Annotated in this window: 25 protein-coding genes; 12 read left to right on the top strand and 13 right to left on the bottom strand. The window is 71.5% G+C overall.

Annotation, left to right across the window (positions count from 1 at the left end; genetic code table 11):
* Nucleotides 1-33: 33 nt before the first annotated feature.
* The 3 genes from BLV01_RS14330 to BLV01_RS14320 are packed head-to-tail and all read left to right on the top strand — an operon-like array spanning nucleotide 34 to nucleotide 1,936.
* A complete protein-coding gene (locus tag BLV01_RS14330) occupies nucleotides 34-927 on the top strand; it encodes a DMT family transporter (protein ID WP_091800813.1) in 894 nt (297 codons plus the stop codon).
* 42 nt (nucleotides 928-969) lie between these two features.
* A complete protein-coding gene (locus tag BLV01_RS14325; protein ID WP_091800810.1) occupies nucleotides 970-1,395 on the top strand; it encodes a GNAT family N-acetyltransferase in 426 nt (141 codons plus the stop codon).
* A gap of 58 nt (nucleotides 1,396-1,453) precedes the next feature.
* Nucleotides 1,454-1,936 (top strand): hypothetical protein, encoded by a 483-nt coding sequence (locus BLV01_RS14320; protein WP_091800807.1) that lies wholly within the window; start codon nucleotides 1,454-1,456, stop codon nucleotides 1,934-1,936.
* 31 nt (nucleotides 1,937-1,967) lie between these two features.
* Here the strand turns inward: BLV01_RS14320 and BLV01_RS14315 are convergent, their stop codons facing one another.
* On the bottom strand, nucleotides 1,968-2,393 hold the full coding sequence (locus tag BLV01_RS14315; protein ID WP_091800804.1) for a VOC family protein: 426 nt from the start codon (nucleotides 2,391-2,393) through the stop codon (nucleotides 1,968-1,970).
* A gap of 93 nt (nucleotides 2,394-2,486) precedes the next feature.
* Between BLV01_RS14315 and BLV01_RS14310 the strand changes: the two genes are divergently transcribed.
* Complete coding sequence (locus tag BLV01_RS14310; protein WP_091800801.1) at nucleotides 2,487-3,089, top strand: TetR/AcrR family transcriptional regulator; 603 nt, start codon at nucleotides 2,487-2,489, stop codon at nucleotides 3,087-3,089.
* A 34-nt stretch (nucleotides 3,090-3,123) separates the two neighbouring features.
* Here BLV01_RS14310 and BLV01_RS14305 read toward each other — a convergent pair whose 3' ends face one another.
* Both BLV01_RS14305 and BLV01_RS14300 read right to left on the bottom strand, forming a co-directional pair.
* Complete coding sequence (locus tag BLV01_RS14305; protein ID WP_091800798.1) at nucleotides 3,124-3,996, bottom strand: LysR family transcriptional regulator; 873 nt, start codon at nucleotides 3,994-3,996, stop codon at nucleotides 3,124-3,126.
* Between the two features lie 336 nt (nucleotides 3,997-4,332).
* Nucleotides 4,333-5,268, bottom strand: coding sequence for a hypothetical protein (locus BLV01_RS14300; protein ID WP_139178698.1), 936 nt, complete (start codon nucleotides 5,266-5,268; stop codon nucleotides 4,333-4,335).
* 142 nt (nucleotides 5,269-5,410) lie between these two features.
* On the opposite strand from BLV01_RS14300, the gene BLV01_RS14295 reads away from it, so the two are divergent.
* Entirely contained in the window at nucleotides 5,411-6,019 is a 609-nt protein-coding gene (locus BLV01_RS14295; RefSeq protein WP_091800792.1) for a hypothetical protein, read from the top strand.
* Between the two features lie 41 nt (nucleotides 6,020-6,060).
* Nucleotides 6,061-6,657, top strand: coding sequence for a hypothetical protein (locus BLV01_RS14290; protein WP_091800790.1), 597 nt, complete (start codon nucleotides 6,061-6,063; stop codon nucleotides 6,655-6,657).
* Nucleotides 6,658-6,753: 96 nt separating this feature from the next.
* On the opposite strand, the gene BLV01_RS14285 is transcribed toward BLV01_RS14290, so the two are convergent.
* Together BLV01_RS14285 and BLV01_RS14280 are read right to left on the bottom strand one after the other, a co-directional pair.
* On the bottom strand, nucleotides 6,754-7,527 hold the full coding sequence (locus BLV01_RS14285; RefSeq protein ID WP_139178697.1) for a hypothetical protein: 774 nt from the start codon (nucleotides 7,525-7,527) through the stop codon (nucleotides 6,754-6,756).
* Between the two features lie 36 nt (nucleotides 7,528-7,563).
* Nucleotides 7,564-8,358, bottom strand: coding sequence for a hypothetical protein (locus BLV01_RS14280; RefSeq protein ID WP_091800784.1), 795 nt, complete (start codon nucleotides 8,356-8,358; stop codon nucleotides 7,564-7,566).
* Nucleotides 8,359-8,496: 138 nt separating this feature from the next.
* On the opposite strand from BLV01_RS14280, the gene BLV01_RS14275 reads away from it, so the two are divergent.
* A complete protein-coding gene (locus BLV01_RS14275) occupies nucleotides 8,497-9,372 on the top strand; it encodes a ParB N-terminal domain-containing protein (RefSeq protein ID WP_091800781.1) in 876 nt (291 codons plus the stop codon).
* A gap of 153 nt (nucleotides 9,373-9,525) precedes the next feature.
* On the opposite strand, the gene BLV01_RS14270 is transcribed toward BLV01_RS14275, so the two are convergent.
* From BLV01_RS14270 to BLV01_RS14260, 3 genes are all read right to left on the bottom strand, one after another.
* The gene (locus BLV01_RS14270; protein ID WP_091800778.1) at nucleotides 9,526-9,819 is read right to left on the bottom strand and encodes a putative hemolysin; all 294 of its coding nucleotides are present in this window, start codon (nucleotides 9,817-9,819) and stop codon (nucleotides 9,526-9,528) included.
* Nucleotides 9,820-10,041: 222 nt separating this feature from the next.
* A complete protein-coding gene (locus BLV01_RS14265) occupies nucleotides 10,042-11,031 on the bottom strand; it encodes a lipase family protein (RefSeq protein WP_091800775.1) in 990 nt (329 codons plus the stop codon).
* A gap of 246 nt (nucleotides 11,032-11,277) precedes the next feature.
* The gene (locus BLV01_RS14260; RefSeq protein ID WP_254782651.1) at nucleotides 11,278-13,425 is read right to left on the bottom strand and encodes a right-handed parallel beta-helix repeat-containing protein; all 2,148 of its coding nucleotides are present in this window, start codon (nucleotides 13,423-13,425) and stop codon (nucleotides 11,278-11,280) included.
* A 373-nt stretch (nucleotides 13,426-13,798) separates the two neighbouring features.
* Between BLV01_RS14260 and BLV01_RS14255 the strand changes: the two genes are divergently transcribed.
* On the top strand, nucleotides 13,799-14,326 hold the full coding sequence (locus BLV01_RS14255; RefSeq protein WP_139178695.1) for a hypothetical protein: 528 nt from the start codon (nucleotides 13,799-13,801) through the stop codon (nucleotides 14,324-14,326).
* A gap of 67 nt (nucleotides 14,327-14,393) precedes the next feature.
* Here the strand turns inward: BLV01_RS14255 and BLV01_RS14250 are convergent, their stop codons facing one another.
* On the bottom strand, nucleotides 14,394-14,735 hold the full coding sequence (locus tag BLV01_RS14250; protein WP_091800766.1) for a hypothetical protein: 342 nt from the start codon (nucleotides 14,733-14,735) through the stop codon (nucleotides 14,394-14,396).
* Between the two features lie 537 nt (nucleotides 14,736-15,272).
* Between BLV01_RS14250 and BLV01_RS14245 the strand changes: the two genes are divergently transcribed.
* Entirely contained in the window at nucleotides 15,273-16,421 is a 1,149-nt protein-coding gene (locus BLV01_RS14245; RefSeq protein ID WP_091800763.1) for an alpha/beta hydrolase, read from the top strand.
* Nucleotides 16,422-16,540: 119 nt separating this feature from the next.
* Here the strand turns inward: BLV01_RS14245 and BLV01_RS14240 are convergent, their stop codons facing one another.
* Together BLV01_RS14240 and BLV01_RS26860 are read right to left on the bottom strand one after the other, a co-directional pair.
* Nucleotides 16,541-16,816 carry a hypothetical protein gene (locus BLV01_RS14240; RefSeq protein WP_139178694.1) on the bottom strand — a complete coding sequence of 92 codons (276 nt, stop codon included), beginning with the start codon at nucleotides 16,814-16,816 and terminating at the stop codon, nucleotides 16,541-16,543.
* Between the two features lie 735 nt (nucleotides 16,817-17,551).
* Nucleotides 17,552-18,100: a YciI family protein gene (locus BLV01_RS26860; protein WP_091800758.1), complete on the bottom strand. Its 549-nt coding sequence runs from the start codon at nucleotides 18,098-18,100 to the stop codon at nucleotides 17,552-17,554.
* Between BLV01_RS26860 and BLV01_RS14230 the strand changes: the two genes are divergently transcribed.
* The 3 genes from BLV01_RS14230 to BLV01_RS14220 all read left to right on the top strand — a co-directional run bounded on the left by BLV01_RS14230 (nucleotide 18,093) and on the right by BLV01_RS14220 (nucleotide 21,561).
* Nucleotides 18,093-19,232: a TPM domain-containing protein gene (locus BLV01_RS14230; protein WP_139178693.1), complete on the top strand. Its 1,140-nt coding sequence runs from the start codon at nucleotides 18,093-18,095 to the stop codon at nucleotides 19,230-19,232. The two genes, BLV01_RS26860 and BLV01_RS14230, sit on opposite strands and share 8 nt — an antisense overlap.
* A gap of 256 nt (nucleotides 19,233-19,488) precedes the next feature.
* Complete coding sequence (locus tag BLV01_RS14225; RefSeq protein ID WP_175485954.1) at nucleotides 19,489-20,622, top strand: extracellular native short-chain-length polyhydroxyalkanoate depolymerase PhaZ7; 1,134 nt, start codon at nucleotides 19,489-19,491, stop codon at nucleotides 20,620-20,622.
* 564 nt (nucleotides 20,623-21,186) lie between these two features.
* Nucleotides 21,187-21,561 carry a CVNH domain-containing protein gene (locus BLV01_RS14220; RefSeq protein ID WP_091800749.1) on the top strand — a complete coding sequence of 125 codons (375 nt, stop codon included), beginning with the start codon at nucleotides 21,187-21,189 and terminating at the stop codon, nucleotides 21,559-21,561.
* Between the two features lie 132 nt (nucleotides 21,562-21,693).
* On the opposite strand, the gene BLV01_RS14215 is transcribed toward BLV01_RS14220, so the two are convergent.
* Nucleotides 21,694-22,200 (bottom strand): hypothetical protein, encoded by a 507-nt coding sequence (locus BLV01_RS14215; RefSeq protein ID WP_091800746.1) that lies wholly within the window; start codon nucleotides 22,198-22,200, stop codon nucleotides 21,694-21,696.
* Between the two features lie 218 nt (nucleotides 22,201-22,418).
* Nucleotides 22,419-22,778, bottom strand: coding sequence for a YciI family protein (locus tag BLV01_RS14210; RefSeq protein WP_091800744.1), 360 nt, complete (start codon nucleotides 22,776-22,778; stop codon nucleotides 22,419-22,421).
* Nucleotides 22,779-22,845 lie beyond the last annotated feature (67 nt).

Here is a 22,845-nt window from a genome sequence, read left to right as displayed (position 1 = left end):
AGTAACCACACCGCCCGACATCGCCGAGCCGCCATGAACGCCGCCCTCGCCCCCACCGGATTCGCCGCCCGCCTGCGCCTGGACGCGCTGGAACTGCCCGCGCTGGCCGCGATCTGGGGCATCTCGTTCCTGTTCATGCGCGTCGCCGCGCCGGCGTTCGGGCCGCTGGCGCTGGTCGAGGTGCGCCTGGCGCTCGGCGGGCTGGTGCTGGCGCCACTGCTGTGGCGCGCGCGGGCGCAGTTCCCGCTGCGGCTGTGGCCGAAGCTGGCGCTGGTCGGCGCGATCAACTCGGCGGTGCCGTTCGCGCTGTTCGCCTGGGGCGCCGAACGCGCGCCGGCCGGGATCGGCGCGATCGCCAGCGCCATGACCGTGCTGTTCGCTGCGCTGGTCGGCTTCGCGTTCTTCGGCGAGAAGATCGGCAAGCGCCGCGCGCTGGCCTTGCTCGGCGGCTTCGCCGGCGTCGGCGTGCTGGCGGCGGGCAAGAGCGGCGGCACCGGCGCGGCGGTCGGCTGGGCGGTCGCGGCGGGCTGCGCGGCGGCGTTCCTGTACGGCGTCGGCCTGCACCTGGTGCGCCGCCACCTCGGTGGCCTGCCGCCGGCGGCGGTGGCCAGCGCGACCCTGCTCAGCGCGGCGCTGCTGATGCTGCCGGCGGCGCTGGCGCAATGGCCGGCGCAACCGGTCGGCGCGCGCGCCTGGGCCGCGGCGGCGCTGCTGGGCCTGCTCTGCACCGGCCTGGCCTACGCGTTGTTCTACCGACTGGTGGCGCGCATCGGCGCCGCCCGCACCTCGCTGGTCACCTACCTGATCCCGCTGTTCGGCGTGGCCTGGGCCTGGCTGCTGCTGGGCGAACCGGTGACCGCGCCGATGGCCGCGGCCGGCGCGCTGATCCTGGCCGGCGTGTGGCTGGCGCGGCGCGAAGCGCACTGACGCCGGCATCCACCGACACCCGATTCCCCTGGAGCGCACGCCATGCAATGGATCGAACGACTGGACGCGGTGGACTGGGACGAACTGTCCGAGCTGTACCGGATCGCGCCGCTGGGCGAAAAGAGCCCCGACTACCTGCGCACCGCCTTCGGCAACAGCCGCTACGTCGTCCTGGTCTACGCCGACGGGCGCCTGGTCGGCGCCGGCCGCGCGCTCGCCGACGGCGTGGATTGCGCCTACCTCAGCGACATCGCCGTGCATCCGCGCCACCAGGGCAGCGGCCTGGGCAAGGCCATCGTCGAATCGCTGGTGCGGCGCGCGCAGGGCCACCGCAAGATCCTGCTCTACGCCAACCCGGGCAAGGAAGGCTTCTACCTGGGCCTGGGCTTCAAGCGCATGAACACGGCGATGGCGATGTTCGCCGACGAAGCAGCGGCGCTGGCGACGGGCGTCGTCGCCGCGGCTTGATGCGTCCTCAAGCGCACGGCTACGCTGCCGCCCTTGCCGGAGAGCCTCGCGCGTGCGAATGATCGAGCAATTGCTGAAGCACTACTGCCGCCTGGCGGGCGGCTGGCGCGATGCGCACGAGGACTGCATCGAATGGGCCGTGCAACGGCTGCGCGAGGACACCGATCGCGGAGACCTGGATATCGCGCTATTGGCCGGCGAATCCACCGCCGAACCGGTACAGACGCTCGCGCGCAGCATCCTGGCGCGGCATGTCGATGCGTCCCGACTCGACGATGAAAGCATCGCCGGCCAATGCCTGCTGGAGTTGCATCGCGAATATCGCGCGGGAACCGTCGACATCGAAGCCGTCGACCGGCGGCTGATGAGCCTCAACCGTCGTTTCGATGCGCTGTGGCTGGTCGCGTTGGGCCTGGACTGCGAACGGGCCACCGCGGGCGGCCCGGCAGATGCCTTCGAACGCGGGTTCGAGCGGCTGGCCCGTCTTTGGGGCCGCAGCCGCGACGCCGACGAGTTCCATGCGCACGCCGACACTGGTTGAGCGGCCGCACGTCTTCGACCCGCCGCGCCGTTCAAACGGGCAGCGCGCCGTCCGCGTACTGCGCAGCGAACTCCGCGCTCGGCGCGATCGGGGTGATGATGTCGAGCAGCACGCCGTTGGGATCGGCGGTGATGAAGTGGCGCTGGCCGAAGGCTTCGTCGCGCAGGCCCAGCAGCACCGGCAGGCCGGCGGCGACGAGCCGCTCGTGGACCGCATCGACGTCCTCGACCTCGAAGTTCAGCAACAGGCCGCCGACCCGGCCGCGGCCGGATTCAGGGATCGTGGCGTGGGCGCCGTCGAGCACGGCCAGGTTGACCGACGGGTCCTCGGCCGATTGCAGGTGCACGTACCAGTCGGCGGCGAACAGCGCGACGAAGCCGAAATGGGCCTGATAGAAGGCCGCGGTGGCGGCGACGTCGGCGGTCATGAGTACGGGGTAGAAGCTGGCGATCTTCATGGGCGTCGGTTCCTGGCGGGTCGGGCTTGTCGCGGCGGGAGGCTTTTACATACAGTCTGCATGTAAGCTTAAATTAACATACAGGCTGCATGTATGGAAACCACCGATCGACGCCGCGCGCCCTCCCGCGCCGGCCGCAGCAACCGCGAACGCACCGAAGGCACCCGCCGCGCCCTGCTCGACGCCGCCCGCGCCCTGTTCGTCGCCCGCGGCTACGCCGACACCTCGACCCCTGATGTCGTCGCCGCGGCCGGCCTGACCCGCGGCGCGCTGTACCACCACTTCGCCGACAAGCGCGACCTGTTCCGGCAAGTGCTGGACGCGGAAGCCGAAGCCGTGCGCGACGCGATCCTCGCGGCCGCCCCGGCCGAGCTGCCCGCCCGAGCCGCGTTGATCCGCGGCGCCGAGGCGTACCTGGACAGCATGACCGTGCCCGGCCGCACGAGGCTGTTGTTGATCGACGCGCCGGCGGTGCTCGGCCCCGAGCAGGCCGGCGCGATCGACCAGGCCAACGCGGGCAGCGCCTTGCAGCAAGGCTTGGCCGAGGCGCTGGGCGACGCGAACGTCGACGTCGCCCCCCTCGCCCGCCTGCTCTCGGCGTGTTTCGACCGCGCGGCGCTGGAGATCGACGCCGGCGCGGACGCGCGACAGGCGCGCAGCGCGATGCTGTGGCTGTTGGCCAAGACCCTGGCCTGAACGACCGGCGCGCGCGCGGCTGCCGCTGCGCCGCTCACTCCGCGCAAGCCCGCTCCAGCCACCCCGCGAACGCCGACGCGCCGTCGCCGGCCGGTTTCAACGCCAGCCGGGTCAGCCAGTAGCCGCCGGCGTCGAGGGCGATGTCGAAGGGCTGCACCAGCAGGCCCTGGGCGAGTTCGCGCGCGAACATCGACGGCGGCGCCAGGGCCACGCCCAGGCCCTGCAGCGCGCACTGCACCATGGTTAGCGAGGAATCGAAGATCGCGCCGTTGATCGGCCCGCACGGCACCGCGCGCGCGGCTTCGAACCACAGCCGCCAGTCGTCGACGAAGTACGAACGCAGCAGCGCGAAGCGCGCCAGTTCGGCCGGCTCGCGCAGTTGCTGGGCGATCGCCGGCGTGCACAGCGGGGTCAGCGGCGCGGGCATCAGGAACCGGCTCTCCATGCCCGGCCAGGTGCCGCGGCCGAAGCGCACCGCGTAGTCGAGGCCTTCGGCGGCCGGATCGACGCGGTTGTTGTTGGTGCTCACGCGCACGTCCACCGACGGATGCAGGCGCGCGAACTCGGCCAGCCGCGGCAGCAGCCAGCCGCTGGCGAAGGTGCCGACCGCGCCGACGTGCACCACTTCGCGCGCCAGCCCGTCGCCGACCCGGTCGAGCGCGCTGTCGATGCGGTCGAACGCTTCCTGGATCGCCGGCAACAGGCCCAGGCCTTCGTCGGTCAGCGCCAGCCCGCGCGGCAGGCGGCGGAACAGTTCGACCCCGAGTTGGTTCTCCAGCAGGCGCACCTGGTGGCTGACCGCAGCCTGGGTGACGTTGAGCTCGTCGGCCGCGCGGGTCAGGCTGAGCGCGCGCGCGGCGGCCTCGAAAGCCTTGAGCGCGCCGAGGTTGATGCGGGTGTGGGCCATGGCGGTTCCAGTCGATGAGAACGGCCAAGGCCGATCCGGTGAAGACCGGCGGCCGCAGCCGCCGCGTCGCGCATGCGGCCGCGGGGCCGCTGCAAGAAATACTCGTACCGGCCAAAAGAAATCGTTGCGACTCGCGCATCGGCCGGGCCGGGAGAATTCAAAGCTCCGCTGCGCGCGCTGTCAACGACAACCGCGGATTCGTTTCGGCGATGCGGCGGCCGCATCCATCGCCGCCGCATCCATCGGACCCGGCGCGCCTGCCGAGGCAGGCATCGATGTCGGCATCGCGCCGCCGGCAAGGCGCATGAGCGCTGAACGCGCGCGCCGCCGCCGCGTTCAGCGCCGCCGCAGCGGCGTCGCCTGCGCCAGCGCGCCGCCGTCGGCGATCTCGGCGCGCTTCTCCAGCAGATAGGCGTACCACTGCGCCTGGATCGCCTGCACCGGCCCCAGCTCGCGCTCGAACTCGGCCAGCGTGCCGCGCCCGCGCAGCAGCCGGCGATAGGCTGCGGCGTAGCGGCCGCCGTCGTAGTGGAACAGGAAGTGCGACAGGCTCCAGTACTCGAGGTAGTACACGTTGAGATGGCGTCCGCCGATCGGCGGCCCGCTGTCGTCGATCAACTGCCGCAGCGGGATCAGCAGGCCCGAGCGCAGGTCGCGTTCGAGCGAGCCCGACAGCGGCAGGTCCGGCAACCACCAGATCGGATAGGCGCCCGGATCGATCGTGCCCGGCCGCAGCCGCGCGCCGTCGAGCCGGCTCGCGCCGAAGTAACTGGCCACGCCTTCGTTGATCCACTTCGCCCGCGCAAAACCGGCGCGCTCGGCATGCAGTTGGTGGGTGGCCTCGTGCAGCATCCAGTGATAGGGGCTGTCCGAGTTCTGGTCGAAATAGGCGTGGCAGTACGGCGTGCGGTAGTAGGCCTCGGCCCAGGGCATCGAAGTGTTGAACGCGGAGAACTGGGCGCGGTCGCGATACAGGATCAGGCGCAGGCGGGCGTCGGCCGCCGCCGGCGGCAGGGCGAAGAACTCGCCGTAGGCGCGGTACAGCGCCTCCGCCGCGGTCGCCACGCGCACGGTCTGGGCCGGCGGGGCGGCGCTGAAGATGGCGTAGTGGTCGGTGCGGTACTCGCGCGCCTGCGGCGGCAGCGGCGTGGCTGCCGGCGCGGGCGCAGGCGGCGCGGCGGCGGCGGCGCGCCCCTGCCCGCCGCCGCGGTCCGGACACCCCGCGCAGGCGGCGGCCAGGCAGCAGGCGACGACGATCCGTTTCATGCGCATGCGCGTCTCCTTGCGTTCGCCGCCAGCCTAGCGCGCACGGCGCGCGCGGCGAAGTGGCCTGCGCGCCGACCGCCAGAGTGGCCCTTGAGGCGACGCGGCGGCGCGCCGCACAGTGGCCGCGACCGTCCTGGGAGCTGCGCCGATGCCCTCGTCCGAAGCCGCGAGCCGCCCGACCTTGGCGCTGTGCGCCGGCGCCCTCGCCGCCTTGCTCGCGCTGGCCGCGTCGCCGTGCGGCGTGGTCCAGGCGGCCACGACGCAAGCCACGGCCGGCCGCGACGGCCAACGCGATTTCGATTTCGAGACCGGCCTGTGGCGCACCCAGGTGCGGCGCCTGGCCGCGTCGCCGGGCGCCGCGCCGCGGTGGCTGGAATACACCGGCACCACCCGCGTCGTCGCCGTGCACGGCGGCCGCGCCAATCTCGCCGAACTGGCCGTGGCCGGCCCGGCCGGACGCATCGACGGCGTCGCCCTGCGGCTGTACGAACCGGCCACGCGGCTATGGCGCATCCACTACGCCAACCTGCGCGACGGCGCCCTCACCGCGCCGCTGGCCGGCCGCTTCGTCGACGGCCGCGGCGAATTCTTCGGCGACGACCGCCTCGACGGCCGGCCGGTGCGGGTGCGCTTCCGCATCCACTGCCCGCACGCCGACCGCTGCCTGTTCGAACAAGCCGTCTCCACCGACGGCGGCCGCCGCTGGCAGGTCAACTGGCTCGCCACCGACACCCGCCTGGGCCACGGCGCGGGCTGAGCCGCGCGCCGCCGACCCGCCCGCCCACGCCAGGACCGCGCATGCACGCCCCCCATGACCCGTCCCGCCGCCTGCTGCTGCGCGCGCCGTTGCTCGCCGCCGTCGCCGCGGCGCTGCCGGCCGCGGCCATCGCCGCCGCGCCCGCGGTCTCCGCCGCGGCCGGCGGCGCCGATCCCGCACGCGCCTTCGACTTCTTCCTCGGCCATTGGCAGGTGCGCTACCGCCGCCTGCGGGAACGGCTGATGGGCAGCGACGACTGGGAAGAATTCGAAGGCCGCTGCCAGACCCAGTCGCTGTTCGGCGGCCTCGCCCAGTTCGACGAAAGCGTGGTGAATCGCCCCGGCCTGCCCTATCGCGGCCTGGCCTTGCGCAGCTTCGACCCGGCCGCGCGCCGCTGGGCCGACTGGTGGCTGGACACCCGCAACCCGCAGCGCATCGCCGCGCCGATGATCGGCGGCTTCGCCGACGGCGAGGGCCGGTTCTTCGGCGAGAGCGAACTGCGCGGCACGACGGTCAAGGTGCGCGGGCTGTGGACGGACATCGGCGCCGAGCGCGTGCAATGGGAGCAGGCGTATTCGGCCGACGGCGGCGCGAGTTGGGAAACCAATTGGGTCTCGCGTTATCGGCGGGTCGGCTGACACCGCCACGCATGCGGCATCGCCGCCGCTGTCGGCCGCTGCGGTCCCTCGCCGATGGACGCGCCGGCGCGCCGGGACGCGTCTGCGCGCGACCGGCTAAAGCCCGGATCGGGCGCAACTGCAGTGGGGCTCCAGCGCCGCGCACGGCGCCGGCACCCACCAGCGTTCGCGGTAACCGCCGCCGGCCACCGCTTCCAGCCGGATCGCGCCGCGCGCGCTGCCGATCAACCAGCCGTCGCCGAGCGGCTGGATCGAATCGACCCGGCCCGCGAACCAATCGCGCGCGCGATGCAGGCGCTGGACGCGGCCGCTGTCGAGTTGCACCGACGCCAGGCCGTCGACCAACAGCAGCACCCACTCCTTGTCGCCGCGCCGCAGCGCCGCCACCGGTGCGGCGTCGAGCTCGGCGAGGCGGTGGATGCGCCAGCGGCGCCCGTCGCGGCGCTCGAAGCGCAGGATCGAGCCGCGGTTGACGCCCATATGCGCCAGCCCCTCGGCGATCACCGCCTCGCCGCGGTAACGCGTCGCCGTCACCGGATCGACCTGGCGCTGTTCGAAGCGCGCACCGCCGTCGCGCGGCAGCCATTGGATCCAGCCGCCGAACTCGCCGTGGTTGTAGCCGAGCAAGGCCCCGTCGTCGAACACCTCGCGCACCCGCAAGGCAGGGCGTTCCCGGCGCCCTTCCCGCAGTTCCGGCGTGCCGTCTGCGGCGCGGCCGACAAACCATGCCTGCCGGGAGTCGTTCACGCACTGCAGCCCCGCTTCGCTGCGCGGCGGATCGATCGCCACCCAGCCCGAAGGCGGCGCGTCGCCGCCGGTCGCCACCACCGCGGCGGCCGCAGCCGCCAGCATCCATGTCATCGCCGTCATCGTCCGTTGCCTGCCTGCATCGTGAAGTCGTCTGCGCTAGCGCTCCAGCCGCTGCGGCCGGCACCCGCACTGCGGCGCGGCCAGCCGCCGGCAGTTCTCCGGCACCAGCCATTGTTCGCTGAAACGTTCGCCGAACGGCTGCAAGCGCACCAGGCCGTGCGCGGTGCCGATCAGCCAGCCCGCGCCGGAGGCCTGCAGCGACTGCGGTTGCAGCCGCGCCCAACGCGGATTGACGTGCAGCGGCCGCTGCCGCTGCGCGGCCAGGTCGATGCGGACCAGGCCGGTCTGGGTCAGCACCACCCAGTCGCGTTCGCCGCTGCGCACCGCCGCGGCCGGGGTCGCGTCGAGTTCGAGCGCGCGGTGGATCCGCCAACGCTGCGCGTCGCGCCGCTCGAAGCGCACGATCGCGCCCGGATAGCGGCCGTCGCGGCTGCGCCCTTCGGCCAGGAATACGTCGCCGCCGAATTCGGTCGCGGCCTTGGGCCGCAGGTCGGCGTTGCTGAGCACGAACCCGGCCTTGGCCTCGCCCTGGCGCGGCGTCCATTCGATCCGGCCGTCGCCGGCGGCGCTCATCGCCCCGTCGGCCAGCGTCACCCGCAACGGCGGCGCGGGTTGCGGCGGCGCGATCCGCACGCGCCCGTCGCCGTCGGCCAGCACTTGCCAGGGACGCAGGGCGTCGATCGCGCACTGCCATTGCGCGGCATCCTCGGGCGCGGCGATCGCCGCCCAGCCCTTGGGCACCTCGCCGGCGCCGAGGCTGATGCCATGCGCGCCGGCGGCGCCGGCGGCCAGCGCGAACCAGCCCGCGGCCGCGATTGCACTTTGCCGCATCCGTCCCCTCGGCGTGGCCGCCGCGAATCGCGGCCGGTCCAGTATGGCCGATCCGCGCGCGCGCCGGCCGCCGGCCTGACGCGGCGGCCGCGACTGCCTACAATGCCCGCCCCCACCGTTCCGAACGCCGCACGCCGCATGGATATCGTCATCAACGAGTCGCTCAAGGCCTACATCGATCCGCTGACGCCGGAGGAGCACGAGGCGCTGGAGGCCAGCCTGCTCGCCGAAGGCTGCCGCGACGCGCTGATCCTGTGGGGCGACGTGCTGGTCGACGGCCACAACCGCTACGGCATCTGCAAGCAGCACGGGCTGCCGTTCCAGACCGTGCAGAACAAGCGCTTCAAGACCCTCGACGACGTCCACCTGTGGATGATCGACCAGCACCTGGGCCGGCGCAGCGTCTCGGACTTCCAGCGCGGCGTGCTGGCGCTGCGCAAACGCGAGATCCTGGCCGAACGGCGCGCGCGCGCCGAGGCCGAGCGCGCGGCCCAGGCCGAGGCCGAAGCGGCCGCCGCGCCGGCCGAAGCCGCCGGCGAGCCCGGCGACGCGCCGCCGTGGTCGGACGATGCGACCTTCCAGGCGCCGCCGCTGGACAGCCGCCAGGCGCTGGCCAAGGCCGCGCGCCTGAGCAACAGCCAGGTCGGCATGATCGAGACCATCCACAAGCAGGCCGCACCGGAAGTGGTGGCCGCGGTGAAGTCCGGCGCGATCTCGATCAACGCCGCCGCCGCGGTCGCGACCCTGCCCGAAGACGAGCAGCGCGCCGCGGCCCTGGCCGGCGGCGCCGAGCTCAAGCAGGCGGCCAAGCGCGTACGCGAGTCCAAGCGCAAGCCGCGCGAGGCCAAGCCGGTGGAGATCGAGGAAGAAGCCGCGCCGGCGCGGTTCGTGGCGAACGCGGACGAGAGCGAGGAACTGCAGGCGCTGCGCCGGCGCGTAGCGGAACTGAGCGAAGAGAACGAATCGCTGAAGCTGGAGATCGCCGGCCTGCGCGCAGCGTTGGGGCGCGACTGACGCCGGTGCGGCCGCGGGATCGCGCCCGCGGCCGACAGCTCGCATGCGGCGTGGCCCGCCGCCCGCGCTCGCCGCGCGCGACGCCGGCGAGTGGTCCAGACCCGGCAAATCAGAACCAGCGGCCGGACCAAGCCGGCCCGGCCATCGGCGCGCTTACTCCGCCGGCTTCTCGCACTTGTTGTCGCGCATCAGCGCCCATTCCTCGCAGACCCGGCCGTCGGGCAGGTGGCACAGGCCGTACTGGCCGCCGTCCTTGCCGGTGCGGATATCCAGGGTGCCGCCGAGCTTCTGGCAGTGCACCGAGGCCGGATTGGCCATGCCCACGCCCTTGGCTTCGGCGGGCGGGACCGGGTCGGACTTGGTCGCGACCGGTTCGGACGGCGTGCTGCAGGCGGCCAGCGCGAGCAGCGCCAGCGGCAGGAAGACGGAAGCGGCGCGGACGCTCATGGCGGAGTACCTGGGTGGCGGAAAACGGCGGCCACTATACGGGTGGACGGATTGATGCCTGGGTGAAGGCATGCGCCTGCTTTGGGGAAGGGCGTAGCGACCGGGTCGAAAAGCGTCGGGCCTGAAGGCCCTCCCACAAGGGCAGGCACAACCTGATCGGCTGTCATGGGAGGACTTCAGGCCCGACGCCTTCCGCTGCGGTCGCCACGCCCCGCCGGATGCTCAACCCGCCTTCACCGCCGCGGCCGCCTCGGTCTTCATCAGCGCCTGCGCCTGGTCGGCCCAGCGCACGTCGGCGCCGGCCGGCGGATAGGTGCTCGCCATCGTCCACTCGGTCTCGCCGTCGACCTGGTCGGGGAAGCTGCCCTGCCATTGTTGCGGCGTCAGCGGCAGGGCGTTGTCCAGCACCACGGTCAGGTTCAACAGCGCATGCCGCGCCAGCAGGTGCGGGAACCATTCCTTGTCGACATAGAACGAGGTGCGAAAGCCCGTGCCGACCGCGCAGTAGTCGAACGCCGACGGCGGCAGCGAGGGCACGTAGTCCCAGTAGTTGTAGACGCGGATGCTCTGGCTGGCGTCGATCTTGCCCGCATACGCGCTGCCCCAGCTGTCCAGGCCGACCATCGGGCTGGCGAAGTTGATGTTGAGCGCGGTCGTCGGCCGGCTCACCGCCACGTCCAGCGAGAACAACTGGCTCAGCGCGGCGCCGAGGCTGTGGCCGGTGATGTAGAGCTGGGTCGGTTGGTACTTGTCCAGCAGCGCGAACAACTGCGCGCGCATCGACGCGGCCATGCCGTCGCCCTGGGTGTCGTAGATGCCGTAGAAGCCCGAGGACACCCACGGCGTCGGGCTGACGCTGCCCTGGGTGGCGACGAAGGTCGTGGGGATGAAGTGCACGTCCTCCCAGGCGTCGAGATCCGAGTCGGTGCCGCGGAAAGCGAAGATGCAGGTGCCCGGTTCAGCGACGGACTGGAACACCACGCCGAAGGATTCGATCGAGCCGCCGAACAGCAGCGCGTCCCACCCGGTCCAATTGTCGACCATGGCGTAGCCAGCCGGCGCGACGACCGGTTGGTTGGGGTCCTGGAAGTAGTCGTATGCCGCGCGCGAGGCGATCGCCAGGGCCAGGGTGAGGTCGGTGTCGAGGGTCGGGTTGCCGGCGTAGGCGCCGGCGTCGGGCAGCGTGCGCGCTGCGGCAAGGCTCGCGTTCATGGAATCGTTCCGTTTGCTCGGCTGAAGGCGGTGACGCGCGCCGGCCGCGACCCGCAATCCGGCGGGCGGCGCGCGAGGGATCACGTCCTTTGTGACCGATTTTGCGGAACAGCGAGGGCTGGCTGTCCGCGCGGCATTTCTAAGTACGCCAAACGGCCGCGGCGGCGGACACGCCGGCCGCCGGAAAAAAAAAAGCGGCCGCGCGTGGCGCGGCCGCAGGCCCGTCTGCGACGGGGCCGGGAAACGTCAGTGCGGCGCGTCCTCCAGCACCAGATCGTCGAGCAGGAAGCTCGCGTTCTCGTGCCCGCTCGAGTCGGTGGAGCCGATCAGCTGCACCCACACGCTCGCGGTCAGCGCCGGCGGCTGCACCAGCGCCGACACCTGGTTCCAGTCGTCGCCGGTCGCGTTCAAGAACACATCGCTGAAGGAGGTGTCCTCGTCGCCGGTGGCCGGCGTGCGGTCTTCCTTGAGCCAGCGCAGGCGCAGCCGCGCATTGGCCGGCAGCGGCGCGGTGCCGGCGACGTGGCGCACCCAGACGCTCACGCGCTTGGCGCCGTTGTCGGCGAGGTAGCCGGGATGGTTGGCCACGGTGACGCCCCAGTAGCCTCCCTCGGCCACCACCTGCAGGCTGTGCGCGCCGGAGCGGCCGACGTCGGCGCGTTGCACCGCGCTGCCGTACCAGGGCGTCCACAGGCCGATGGATTCTTCCAGCGTAGCGGTCGGCGCGTCGATCAGGTTGAACGGCGCGCCGTCGGTGGTGCTGCCGGCGTCCTGCAGGTACGGCGCGGCCTGCCAGGCGCTGAAGCCGATCGCCTCGCCGTAGCGCTTGGCGAAGCGCCAGGGGCCGTAGTAGTGGTTGTTGGCGAAGCGGTTGCCGTTGTGGAACATCACATCGTCCTGCACCTGCTTCACCGTGTACGGCGACCAGGCGATGTTGTCCACGCCGGTCGCGTACAGCGCCTGCGCGCCGCAATAGCTCGACAGGCCGCAGGGCACCACGGCCGGGTCGAAGTAGAACTCGTTGCCGGTCACTTCGATGTTCTGCGCGCGCCAGCGGCAATCGCGCTGCAGCGCGGCGTCGCTGCCGATGCCGGTGTAGCACGGGTGCTGGTCGCTGACCGGCGCCGGGTAGGCGCTGGGATGGTCCGGGTCGGGCCGTGCGATCAGCGCCGGGTGCACGAACGGGGTGCAATACACCGAACTGGTGTTGCCGTTGGAGTTGCAGAAGCGGTTGGCGTTCTCGTAGATCGACACGCCGGAGAAATTGTTCTCGAAGTAGTTGTCGTGGATCAGCAGCTTGTCGGAGCCGCTGACCGCCGACGGCAGGCGCGCGTCGCCGCCGGATTCGGACAGGTAGATCGCCGGCGCCGGCGAGCCGCGGTCGGCGTTGCCGGAGACCCAGCCGTTGTTGATGAAGGTGTTGGCGCGGATGGTGGCGTTGTAGCTGATCTCGTACCACAGGCCGACGCCGTCGTTGTCGCGGACGAAGTTGTTTTCGAACAGGAAATCGATGTTGTTGGTGTCCGCCCACAGGCCGGTGCCGCGGTTGTGGTGGACGTAGTTGCCGCGCACCACGGCGCCGCGCACGTCCCAGAACTTGCCGCCGCCGGTGCAGCCGCAACGCATCGAGCTTTCCCAGTCGTCGGTGTTGTTGCCGGCGATCTCGTTGTCCTCGAGCACGATGTCGACGATCGCCGAGCGCCCCGGCACCGGCGACTGCGCGCTCGGCGGCAGGCTCTGCAGCGGCGGGCGGTACATGCTGAAGCCGTACTGGCCGTTGTTCTTCAGGCAGTTGCGGCGCACCCGGTTGCCGCTGCCGAGGAACACGCCGGCGCCGTCGTTGTCGACGATGGCGTTGTCCTCGACGATCCAGTCCGCGCCGGCGTCGTGGTTGACCACGCCCTGGTCGAAGTTGTCGCGGCCGCGGCCGAAGTTGCGGATGGTCAGGTGGCGGACCTCGACGTCGGCGACATCGCCGGTGAAGGCGTAGAGGTTCTTGTTCTTGCCGTCCAGGATCGCGCCCGGCGCGCCGATGTAGCGGTTGCCGGGGCGGGCGATGACCTGGCTGTAGATATGGTCGCCGAGGGTGTGCTCGCCCGGCGCGAACCAGAACGTGCCGTCGCGGGCGAAATCGAAGCCGCTGTTGTCGCCGGCCGGGACCACGAACGCCTTGTCCGGCGCCTGCGCCGGCCCGGGCGCGAGCGCGCCGGGTTCGCAATAGCGCGCGGTCGGATCGGCCGGCCACAACAGCCCGGCGTGGGCCTGGCCTTGCGCGCCGATGCGTGCCGGCGCGGGCGCGGCGGCCGATGCGGCCCACGGCGCGGCCAGCGCGGCGGCGACGGCGAGCGCGGCCAGCCAGGCCGCGCGCGGCACGGTCGAAGAATGGAATTGCATGTTCACGGCGCGGTTCCCCTGCTGTGGTGCGTGGCGGCGCGCGGCGCCGCGGCGGAAGCCAGGGACGGACGATGGCGAGCGCTCCCCTGCTGCGCCTGCGGCCCCGACGGCGGCGCTGCGGCCGCGTGCGCGCATTGCAGCGTTCCGCGTCATCGCGCAACAGTGGAGGCTGTCACCTCGCGCGCAGGTTGTGATCGCAGTCGCGCCCGGCGCCGCCCGGGCCCGCTTGCCCGCGCTTGCGCATTCGCCTGCCCGCGGCTGCGCAAGCCGCGCAATGCCGGCGCCGGGCACACGGCGCCGCGATCGCGGGACAACGCCGGCGCAGGCGCGCCGCTAGCGTGTGCGCACCATCCGCCACGACCAGGAGCGCGCCATGTCCGTCCCGCACCGCACCGTTTTGCGTACCACCCTCGTCCTCGCCTGCGGCGCCTTGCTCGGCGCCGCCGGCAACGCCGCGGCCGCCGGCCCGGCCGGCGGGGTCGACGCCGCCAGCGCCGCGCCCGCGCTGGCGGCGCAGAACATCCTGCACCGCCTGTGCGCGCGCCAGTTCGAAGTGGCCCAGCGCGTGGACATGGAATCCTTCCGCGACTACGACGCCGAGACCTTCCGCGCCGGCCACGACGAACGCGCGGTGACCGTGTTCGACAGCGGCGCGGTGCGCACCGGCATCGACGCGATCATGACCACGCTGGCCAGCCACTTCAACGACCGCGAGGCCAAGTGGAGCTGGACCGAGCGCTATCGCGTGGTCGACGGCTGCCGCTCGGCCTACATCCTCTACGAGACCGTCTACGAAATCCCGCGCGTGGGCTATCGCCAGCGCGCGCTGACCGGGGTCACCTACACCCACGACGGCTTCAAGTGGCTGGCGGTGGCCGACCAGGGCACCAAACTGCCCTGAACCCGGCGCGCGGGCGAAGAAAAAGGCGGCCGCGCGGCCGCCTTTTTCGTTGGCGCGCGGCGCCGGTTCAGATCGTCTTGCAGCAACGCACATAGGTCTGCACGTTGCGAGGGCCGGTGTTCTGGTTGTCGACCCAGGTGCGCCAGCCGTTGCTCAGCGGGATGTGCATGACCCAGATGTTGGGCACGCCCAGGCTGCCCTCGTGGAAGTAGTAGCCGCCGCCGGTGGCGCTGCGGTCGGACGGGCAGTAGGCGTCGACCGCGGTCCAGGTGTTGTACGGCGCGGGGGTCACGGCCGAGGTGTAGTTGGCGCAATCCAGCGGCGCGGCCAGCGCCGCGGGCATGGCGGCGGCGAGCACGGCGGCGAACGCATAGCGGATCGGGGCGGTACGCAAAGTGCGGCGATTCATGTTCAGCTCCTTGAGTGAGTAGGACCACACGGATACAGCCGGCGCGCCGCGGAACGGGCGCGCCGGCCCCGGGAGCCGCGCGCACGGCCGCAGCCGTCCGCGCGCGGCCCGCGAGACGGGAAGCGCGAAGCGATGGGAACGAAGCGGGCGCGAGCGCGCGCCGGCGCGGTTCAGGCGCGGGCCGGGCCCGCGCGCAAGACGGATTCGTGCATAGGCAATCCTTCGCGGTCGATTCCTGGGGACGCGGCGCGAATGCGATGGCAGCGCGGCGACAAAGAGGTACAACGCGGGCCTGCGGCGGCGACGGACACGTTGCGGCGTATCGCCTGCGATCCATCCGCAAGCCCGCTGTAGGAGCGGCGCAAGCCGCGACCGCGACAACGCAACTACGCCGCGGCCTACGCAATAGCGGCGTTGTCGCTGCCGCGGCTCGCGCCGCTCCTACAGGACGCGGCCGCTGCGACGTCGGCCGTAACGGTGCAACCGTCGCCGCGTCGCTCGTATCCCAGGTATCGACTCCCGGCCCGGACCGACGCCATGACCCGCCTTCCCGCCCTGCTCGCCTTGTCGCTCGCCGCCGCCTGCGCCGCGCCCGCCGGCGCCGCCGAATGCCAGGACACGTCCAAGTACGCCGAAGCCCGCGCGGTGATCCAGGACCTGGACCGGATCAACGCGCCCGGCGGCATCCAGGAGGCCTACGCCGCGCCGATCGGCGGCATCCGCCAATGGATCAACGTGCGCGGCCAGGACCGCGACAACCCGATCCTGCTGTTCGTCCACGGCGGCCCGGCCTCGCCGCTGATCCCGACGCTGTGGCAGTTCCAGCGCCCGCTGGAGGAATACTTCACCGTGGTCAACTACGACCAGCGCGGCGCCGGCAAGACCTACACCCTGCAGGACCCGCAGGGCTACGCCGACAGCATCCACATCGCCACCTACGTCGACGACGCCATCGAGGTCGCGCAGTACCTGCGCCAGCGCTACGGCAAGCGCAAGATCGTGCTGGCCGGCCACAGCTGGGGCACCATCGTCGGCATGCAGGCCGCGCTCAAGCGCCCGGACCTGTTCTACGCCTATGTCGGCATCGGCCAGGCGATCAAGGTGATGGAGAACGAGAAGCTCAGCTTCGACTACGGCATGCAGCAGGCGCTGGCCCGCGGCAACGCCGCCGCGGTCGAGGAGATGAAGGCCATCGCGCCCTACCCCGGCGACCAGCCGGTGACCCGCGAACGCATCATCACCGCGCGCAAGTGGTCGCAGTACTACGGCGGCCTTACCGCCTACCGCGACGAATCGCCGTACTTCTACCGCGCCGCACGGCTGTCGCCGGACTACACCGAAGACTGCGAACGCGCCGCGGTCGATGCCGGCAACGTATTCACCCTCGGCAAGATCCTGCCCGAGTTCCTCGCCGTGGACATGACCGGCGTGCGCGAATTCCCGATCCCGGTGGTGATGTTCATGGGCCGCCACGACTACACCACGCCGTCGCAGCCGACCGAAGCCTGGCTCAAGCGGGTGAAGGCGCCGTACAAGCAGGGTGTGTGGTTCGAACGCTCCTCGCACATGATGCAGTGGGAGGAGCCGGGCAAGCTACTGACCAGCCTGTTGACCTATGTGCGGCCGCTGGCGGTGGATGCGCGCGGCGACGAGGCGGCCGCCGCGCCGGACCGGGCCGGCCATTAGCGAACGGCGCTGGTTCGCGGCCGCCGATCCGCATCGGCGAATTCGCATCGGCGTCTCCGCGAATCCGCGCAGCGGCCGGCGGCGATGGCCGCCGCCCGCAGGCGGCGGCCGCGACGGCGTTACTGGCCGAGGCAGGTGATCTCGCCGCTGTGCCACCACACCAGGCCGTAGCCGTCGTGGACGCGCGCGGTGACGACGAAGCCGCTCGGGCGCAGGCCCTGCGCCTCGCACTTCGCGGCGAGCGCCGCGTAGAGCTTGCCGTCGCCGTCGTTCTCGTCGGGGTACAGGGTGATGGTTTCGCTGTAGCGAACGCCGCTCTGGGCGACGGCGCCGCCGCCGATCAGCGAAGCGGCGGCGAGCGCCGAGAACACGAGGACGCGGAGGGAATTACGCATGGTCTTGCTCCATTGCAGAGGATGGATGCGCAGGCCGGAATGGCCGGCGCGGTCGGCCCGGGCGCTGCTGAGCGGCCGGGTGCGATGGATTCCAGCACAGCGAAAAACCCGGTGGAGGCGCGACTAAAGTCGACATCGCGCTTGCCTGCGCATCGGCTGCGCGCCGCCGCATCGGCGTCGTGCCTGGCACCTGGAGCCCGCTGAAAAACAGGTGCGTTGCACGCATCCGCGCATCCAAAGTCCATGCGGATCCCAGGCGTCGCAATCCATGTCGCGACATGCCGACCAATGCGGACAAGGCCTTGGCTGCGCGCATAACGGGAAACGAACGAAACCGCCCGCTCGTTCCGATCCCGGCCCGAAGACACCATCCGATGCGAGCCACGGCAGCCGGGCAACACACACGGTGCCTCCGCAAGGCATGCCGCGTGGGTATCGCTATCGACGCGGCCTAAGACAGCGATCCAAACAATCGATCCGCTTTCTTACCGATCCTAGATGCGCATCGCATCGAAACCTTGTCCACCGACCGCCATTGCGGCGCGCAGCGAGGGCGAATGCGCAAACGGCGCGGCGAGACGGCCGCATCGGGCGTCGCGACGACGGGCGCGGCCGCGTCGTGTGCAACGACGAAACGGCGGTGCAGCGCCAGCCAGTCGTGGGGCGGCAGATGCGTATCGGTACGGCCGCGGCGCCGCTCGCGTCCCGCGACCCGAAGGCCGGCGACGTCGGCGCTTACGGGACCGGCGTCTTGGGCGCCTGCAGCTTTTCGTGCAGTTCCGGTATCAGCATCGTCGCGGCGGAGCCGTACCAGCGGTGGTACTCGGCGACGAACTCCCCTTGCGCCACGGCCGGATCGGTCGCGACCAGCGCACGCGCCTGCTCCAGGTCGTCCACCGCCAGCACGAACAGGCCGCGCCAGCCGTCCGGGTCCTTGGCGAAGGGGCCGGCCAGGGCCAGCTTGCCGGCCTTGGCCAGCCGCTCCATGTTGGCGAAGTGTCCGGCGAACATCGCCTTGCGCGGCTCGCCCTCGGGCATCGGGTTCGGACCGGTCTTGAGAATCACCAGCACGTACTGGCGCATGCCCTGCGCGTCGGCGCCGACGCGCCGGGCCAGTGTGGCGTCGTAGCCCGTATTCCCCGCGGCGGGCGCGGCGCTTGCGGTGTCGGCGGTCCGGCCTTCGGCGCCGGCGACGGCCCCGGCCTGCTGCGCCACCGCCGGCCCGGCAACGCCGGCCAAGCTCAGCGCTGCGATCGCCAACCTCGTCATCGTCTTGGTGTCCATCGCGCTCGCTCCGTCCGGTCCGGATGCCAGGGTACGCGTTCGCCGCCCCGGCCGCGGCACCGTCCGGCGGCGCGCCGGCCCGCACCAGAACGTCGTAGCCGAAGCCGCTCCCGCTGCCGCCTGCGCAGCATTCGATGCCGAGGCTGCCGCAGATGTCGCACCGCCCGCCACCACCCGCCATCCATTGCGCCGCCGTCGGGGCGATGCTGCAATGCGGCGATCATCCAGCGGGAACCGACGCCATGTTTCGTGTCTTGGAAATCCAAAGCGCGCCGCCGGTCGATGTCGGCCAGCCCGCCGCCGCTGCCTCGCCGGCCTGGAATTGATCGCGGTGCGCATCGATCGATGGCGTCGTGGGTTGGCGCGCGTTGTGCTGGCGCTGGGCCTGGGCGCAAGCGCTTGCGCGGTCGCCGGGCCGGTGCAGGCCGCACCGGCTGCAGTCGCGCCGGCCGACGCATCAACGCCGGAGTCTTCTCCGCGCCGCGCGGACATTCCCGCTTTGACCTCGCCGGTGGTCGATACCATCGGCCTGCTCGATCCCGCCACCCGCGACGGTCTGAACCTGCTCGCGCGCGATTTGCGCCGCACCCACATGGGCATGCAGTTGCAGGTGCTGATCGTGGCGAGTACCGGCGGCGAGCCGATCGAGGCGTATGCCCAGCGCGCGTTCGCCGAACAACGCCTGGGGTCGCGACTGTTCGACAACGGCGTGCTGATGGTGATCGCCAAGGACGACCGCCGCGTGCGCATCCACACCGGCGCGGGCATCGACGGCCGGGTGACCGATGCGGTCGCCCAGCGGGTGATCGACGAACACATGCTGCCGAAGTTCCGCGAAGGCGAATTCGGCCGCGGCATCGAGGACGGCGCCAAGGCGGTGAGCGAAGTCATGCGCGGCGGACGCCTGCCCGAGCCGAGCAGCGGCGAAGTCCTGGCGTTTTCCGAGCTGTCGTGGCCGATGAAGATTTTCGTGCTGGTGCTGCTGCCGGTGATGCTGGTCGGCCCGTTCGTGCCCGCGCTGATCCGGTGGCGCAGGGGCGGCCGGCTGGTCGAGGATCGCGACACGACCAGCACGCGCTGGTCCAACAACGGCGGCGATTCCGATGGCGGCGGCGCCTCGGGAAAATGGTGATGCGCACGGCGCCGGCGATCGCGGCCGGGCGCTTGCCGCGTTCCTCGTAGCGCCTGGCGCCGCGCGTGCCGCTGCCGCGGCGAGCATCGTCGCGCGGGCGTCGGCGGTCGCGCTACCGACGCGCCAGGGTGGCCCCGCCCACCCCGCCCTTTGGTGCAATACCCAAGCCCGCCGGCCGGGTCCAGCATCGGCGGCGATGTTCGGACCGGCCCGGACTCCGCCGCGGCCGCGCACACACCCTGGGGAGGGAACGCGCATGTTCCGCAGCACACTGAAATGGGTTTCCGCCAGCGCCGCGAGCCTGGCGCTGGCCGCCGCCGGCGGCGTCGCCGCGCTCGCGCCGGGCAACGCCTACGCACTGGATTGCGGCAGCAACAACGGCTACACCTGCCAGGGCGCGGCCAGCCAATACGCCGGCGGTTTCGCCCCCGGCGTCGGCAGCGGCGGCTTCGGCGGCGGCGACTGCGTCGCCACCCGCACGCCGGTGGTGTTCATCGCCGGCAACGGCGACAGCGCGATCAGCTTCGACATGCCGCCGGCCGCGGTGTCGGGCTATGCCACGCCGGCCAATTCGGTCTACGACGAACTCAAGGCGCGCGGCTACAACGACTGCGAACTGTTCGGCGTCACCTACCTCGACGCCGACGAACGCGCCTCGCCGCAGTACAACTACCACCAGCCGGGCAAGTACCAGGTGCTCAAGACCTTCATCGACAAGGTCAAGCTCTACACCGGCCGCAGCCAGGTCGACATCGTCGCCCATTCGCTGGGTTCGTCGATGGCGCTGGCGATGCTGCGCTACCACGGCTACCAGGCCAGCGTGCGCCGCTTCGTCAACATCGGCGGCGGCCTGCGCGGGCTGCAGACCTGCCTGAGCACCGGCTACCAGTCGGCGTACGCGCCGACCTGCAACGCCGAAGCCTACGTGTTCCCGTACGACTACTACACCTTCGGCCTGTACCCGAGCACCGGCGTGGCCTTCTACGGCTACAACCGCTGGACCGGCAGCGGCAGCAACAGCCTGCGGGCGATGCCGGCCTTCTACAGCGGCATCGCGTTCTACACCATCACCGCCGGACGCTACGACCAGATCCAGTGCTTCACCACCAGCTATTCGGCCGGCTGCGCCGACAGCGCGCTGTTCGCCTCCGCGAGCAACCTCAAGGCTCAGGTCGACATCGGCTTCGGCTCGTCGGCCTACGCCTACGACTGGGACTGGAGCGACGGCAGCCCGTACAACATCGGCGGCGGCGACACCAGCAACGGCGTCGGCCACTTCCGCTCCAAGACCAACGCCGGACGCATCGTCTACAACATGCTGGCGACCACCTGCACCACCGGCTGCGCGAACGGCTACGTCGGGGTCAACGGGCCGGCGGTCAATCGCTGAGCGCGAGGCGTCAAACCTCGGCGTCGCTTTCGCGTCGCTCCTGCCGCACCGTCGTTTTCGCGAAGACGGGATCCAGAGACTTCAGGGCCCTGCCTGGATAAAGCCCTGGATGCCCGCCTTCGCGGGCATGACGATAGGTGGCCTTCGCGGGCATGACGATAGGTGGCTTTCGTTTCGCCCCCCTCAAGCCGTCATCCCGCGAAAGCGGGGATCCAGAGACTTCAGGGCCATGTCTGGATAAAGCCCTGGATGCCCGCCTTCGCGGGCATGACGATCGGGGGCTTTCGTTTCGCCGCTCCCAAACCGCCATCCGCGCGAAGGCGGGGACTCGAAGACTTCAGCGTCGACGTTATCTGCGAGCACTCACCATCCATCCGTGACGGTTTTCGCGAAACGCCCCATCCGCCGCGCTGCGATGACCGGCGCCGGCCCGCCGCCGCGTTGCATTTAGCGCCGCGACATCCAGCGGCATGCACGTCAGCGCCGGCGGATCCGTTCCGCGCGGACATCGCCACCGGCGCGGAGCCGGCACTTCCGCCCGCGCCTTCGTCACCAGGGGTTCCCATGAATCGCTCGATCGTATCGACCGTCTGTCTGTTGCTGTGCATCGGTCTCGCCCACGCCGCCCCGCCGGCGGCCAAGCCCGCCGCGGACAAAGCCCTCGACGCCGCGCTGCCCAAGGCCGCCGCCTCGGCGTGCGCGCTGCCGCCCAAGGTAGACCCCTTCACCTTCTGGGACAGCTGCAAGGACGTGCGCATGAACGGCTGCACGCTGGAGGCGAACTGCCGCAAGGCCGACGGCAGCTGGCGCAACGCCACCTTCGACATGAACAAGTTCCCTCAGTGCTACTCCGACTTCTTCGGCGGCCGCAACCTGGTCAACCGCAACGGCACGCTGTGCTGCGGCTACGCCGGCACGCCGCAGATCTGCGGCACCTGATCGTTGCCTGAGCCCCTGTAGGAGCGGCGCGCGCCGCGACCGCGACAACCCAACCATCGCGCTGCTTTCGCCGCAGTTGCGTTGTCGCGGTCGCGGCGCGCGCCGCTCCTACCAGGGGTCGCCCGCTATCGCTCAGGGATTGGCGTCGCGCTCGTGGCAGCTGAGCTTGGCGTACTTGCCCGGCGGCAGGCCGATGCCCAGGCGGTTGGCGGTCAGCGCTTCGGCCGGATCGTACTTGGGCTCGAACGAACAGGCGTTGGCCTTGGCGAACGTCTCCATCGCCGCGGTGCTGCCGGCGACCCGCACCACCGCGCTGACGCCTTCGTCGACGCAGCAGCCGATGTACTGGGTCATGTATTCCTCTTCCACCATCACCAGCGTCTGGCCCATGAACGGCGCCGGCTTCTTGAGCAGGCGATAGTCGGTGTAGTCGGCGCGCACGCTGGGCTTGAGCTCGAGGTAGCCGGCCTGGATGTAGGCCTGCAAGGCCGGGCCGGACGGCGCGGCGCGCTCGCCCTTGGCGCGGTCGTAGCGCATCGCATCGGTCAGGCCCTTCTCCAACGCGGCGTCGTCGGCCGCGAACGCGGCCACGGGCAACAGGGCGCAGGCCAGCCAGGCCAGGGGAACGAGACGCTTCATCGTGCGGGATCTCCGTATCGCGAAAGGAACCGGCCGAATCGGCCGCCGCGAAAGCCTAGCATCGCCGCGCCCGCCCGCAGAATGTCGGGACTTGCCGTGTAGCAGCGGCGCGAGCCGCGGCCGCGACGACGCAACTGTGTCGATGCTCTCGGCGCAGTTGCGTTGGCGCGGTCGCGGCTTGCGCCGCTCCTACAAGGCGCTTTGCCGATTCGGCCGGATCAGCCGCAGGCGCCGTCGGGCATCAGTGGCCGCACTTCGCATTCCAGGTCCCAGCCCTCGCCGTGCACGGCCAGGAAGCGGCGGGTGTGGGCCAGCGCCTCGTCGAGGTCGGCGGCCTCGAACAGGGCGAAACCGCCGATCACTTCCTTGCTCTCGGCGAACGGCCCGTCGGTGGCGCCGATGCGGCCGCCGCGCAGGCGCAGACGCGCGCCCTGGGCGCTGGGCTGCAGGCCGGCGGTCTGGATCAGCACGCCCTCGCGGGTCATCTCATCCATCAGCCGGCCCATGTCGGCCAGCAGTCGTTCGCTCGGCGGGCGGGCGGCGGTTTCGTCGATTCGGATCAGGGAAAGAAAGCGCATGGGCGACTCCGTGGTTGCGGCAATGGGCCGGCCGGCTGGCCGGCCCTTGCCATGACGACGAAGCTGC

This window comes from Lysobacter sp. yr284 (assembly GCF_900107375.1).
Taxonomy (GTDB): Bacteria; Pseudomonadota; Gammaproteobacteria; order Xanthomonadales; family Xanthomonadaceae; genus Lysobacter.
The sequence above is the reverse complement of the archived record's forward strand: the minus strand, read 5'-3'. Positions and strand labels throughout refer to the sequence as shown.

Bases quoted from the DNA above. Each gene is read 5' to 3' on its own strand.
- BLV01_RS14330 (WP_091800813.1), top strand. From the start codon at position 34: ATGAACGCCGCCCTCGCCCCCACCGGATTCGCCGCCCGCCTGCGCCTG.
- BLV01_RS14325 (WP_091800810.1), top strand. From the start codon at position 970: ATGCAATGGATCGAACGACTGGACGCGGTGGACTGGGACGAACTGTCC.
- BLV01_RS14320 (WP_091800807.1), top strand. From the start codon at position 1,454: ATGATCGAGCAATTGCTGAAGCACTACTGCCGCCTGGCGGGCGGCTGG.
- BLV01_RS14315 (WP_091800804.1), bottom strand. From the start codon at position 2,393: ATGAAGATCGCCAGCTTCTACCCCGTACTCATGACCGCCGACGTCGCC.
- BLV01_RS14310 (WP_091800801.1), top strand. From the start codon at position 2,487: ATGGAAACCACCGATCGACGCCGCGCGCCCTCCCGCGCCGGCCGCAGC.
- BLV01_RS14305 (WP_091800798.1), bottom strand. From the start codon at position 3,996: ATGGCCCACACCCGCATCAACCTCGGCGCGCTCAAGGCTTTCGAGGCC.
- BLV01_RS14300 (WP_139178698.1), bottom strand. From the start codon at position 5,268: ATGCGCATGAAACGGATCGTCGTCGCCTGCTGCCTGGCCGCCGCCTGC.
- BLV01_RS14295 (WP_091800792.1), top strand. From the start codon at position 5,411: ATGCCCTCGTCCGAAGCCGCGAGCCGCCCGACCTTGGCGCTGTGCGCC.
- BLV01_RS14290 (WP_091800790.1), top strand. From the start codon at position 6,061: ATGCACGCCCCCCATGACCCGTCCCGCCGCCTGCTGCTGCGCGCGCCG.
- BLV01_RS14285 (WP_139178697.1), bottom strand. From the start codon at position 7,527: ATGACGGCGATGACATGGATGCTGGCGGCTGCGGCCGCCGCGGTGGTG.
- BLV01_RS14280 (WP_091800784.1), bottom strand. From the start codon at position 8,358: ATGCGGCAAAGTGCAATCGCGGCCGCGGGCTGGTTCGCGCTGGCCGCC.
- BLV01_RS14275 (WP_091800781.1), top strand. From the start codon at position 8,497: ATGGATATCGTCATCAACGAGTCGCTCAAGGCCTACATCGATCCGCTG.
- BLV01_RS14270 (WP_091800778.1), bottom strand. From the start codon at position 9,819: ATGAGCGTCCGCGCCGCTTCCGTCTTCCTGCCGCTGGCGCTGCTCGCG.
- BLV01_RS14265 (WP_091800775.1), bottom strand. From the start codon at position 11,031: ATGAACGCGAGCCTTGCCGCAGCGCGCACGCTGCCCGACGCCGGCGCC.
- BLV01_RS14260 (WP_254782651.1), bottom strand. From the start codon at position 13,425: ATGCAATTCCATTCTTCGACCGTGCCGCGCGCGGCCTGGCTGGCCGCG.
- BLV01_RS14255 (WP_139178695.1), top strand. From the start codon at position 13,799: ATGTCCGTCCCGCACCGCACCGTTTTGCGTACCACCCTCGTCCTCGCC.
- BLV01_RS14250 (WP_091800766.1), bottom strand. From the start codon at position 14,735: ATGAATCGCCGCACTTTGCGTACCGCCCCGATCCGCTATGCGTTCGCC.
- BLV01_RS14245 (WP_091800763.1), top strand. From the start codon at position 15,273: ATGACCCGCCTTCCCGCCCTGCTCGCCTTGTCGCTCGCCGCCGCCTGC.
- BLV01_RS14240 (WP_139178694.1), bottom strand. From the start codon at position 16,816: ATGCGTAATTCCCTCCGCGTCCTCGTGTTCTCGGCGCTCGCCGCCGCT.
- BLV01_RS26860 (WP_091800758.1), bottom strand. From the start codon at position 18,100: ATGGACACCAAGACGATGACGAGGTTGGCGATCGCAGCGCTGAGCTTG.
- BLV01_RS14225 (WP_175485954.1), top strand. From the start codon at position 19,489: ATGTTCCGCAGCACACTGAAATGGGTTTCCGCCAGCGCCGCGAGCCTG.
- BLV01_RS14220 (WP_091800749.1), top strand. From the start codon at position 21,187: ATGAATCGCTCGATCGTATCGACCGTCTGTCTGTTGCTGTGCATCGGT.
- BLV01_RS14215 (WP_091800746.1), bottom strand. From the start codon at position 22,200: ATGAAGCGTCTCGTTCCCCTGGCCTGGCTGGCCTGCGCCCTGTTGCCC.
- BLV01_RS14210 (WP_091800744.1), bottom strand. From the start codon at position 22,778: ATGCGCTTTCTTTCCCTGATCCGAATCGACGAAACCGCCGCCCGCCCG.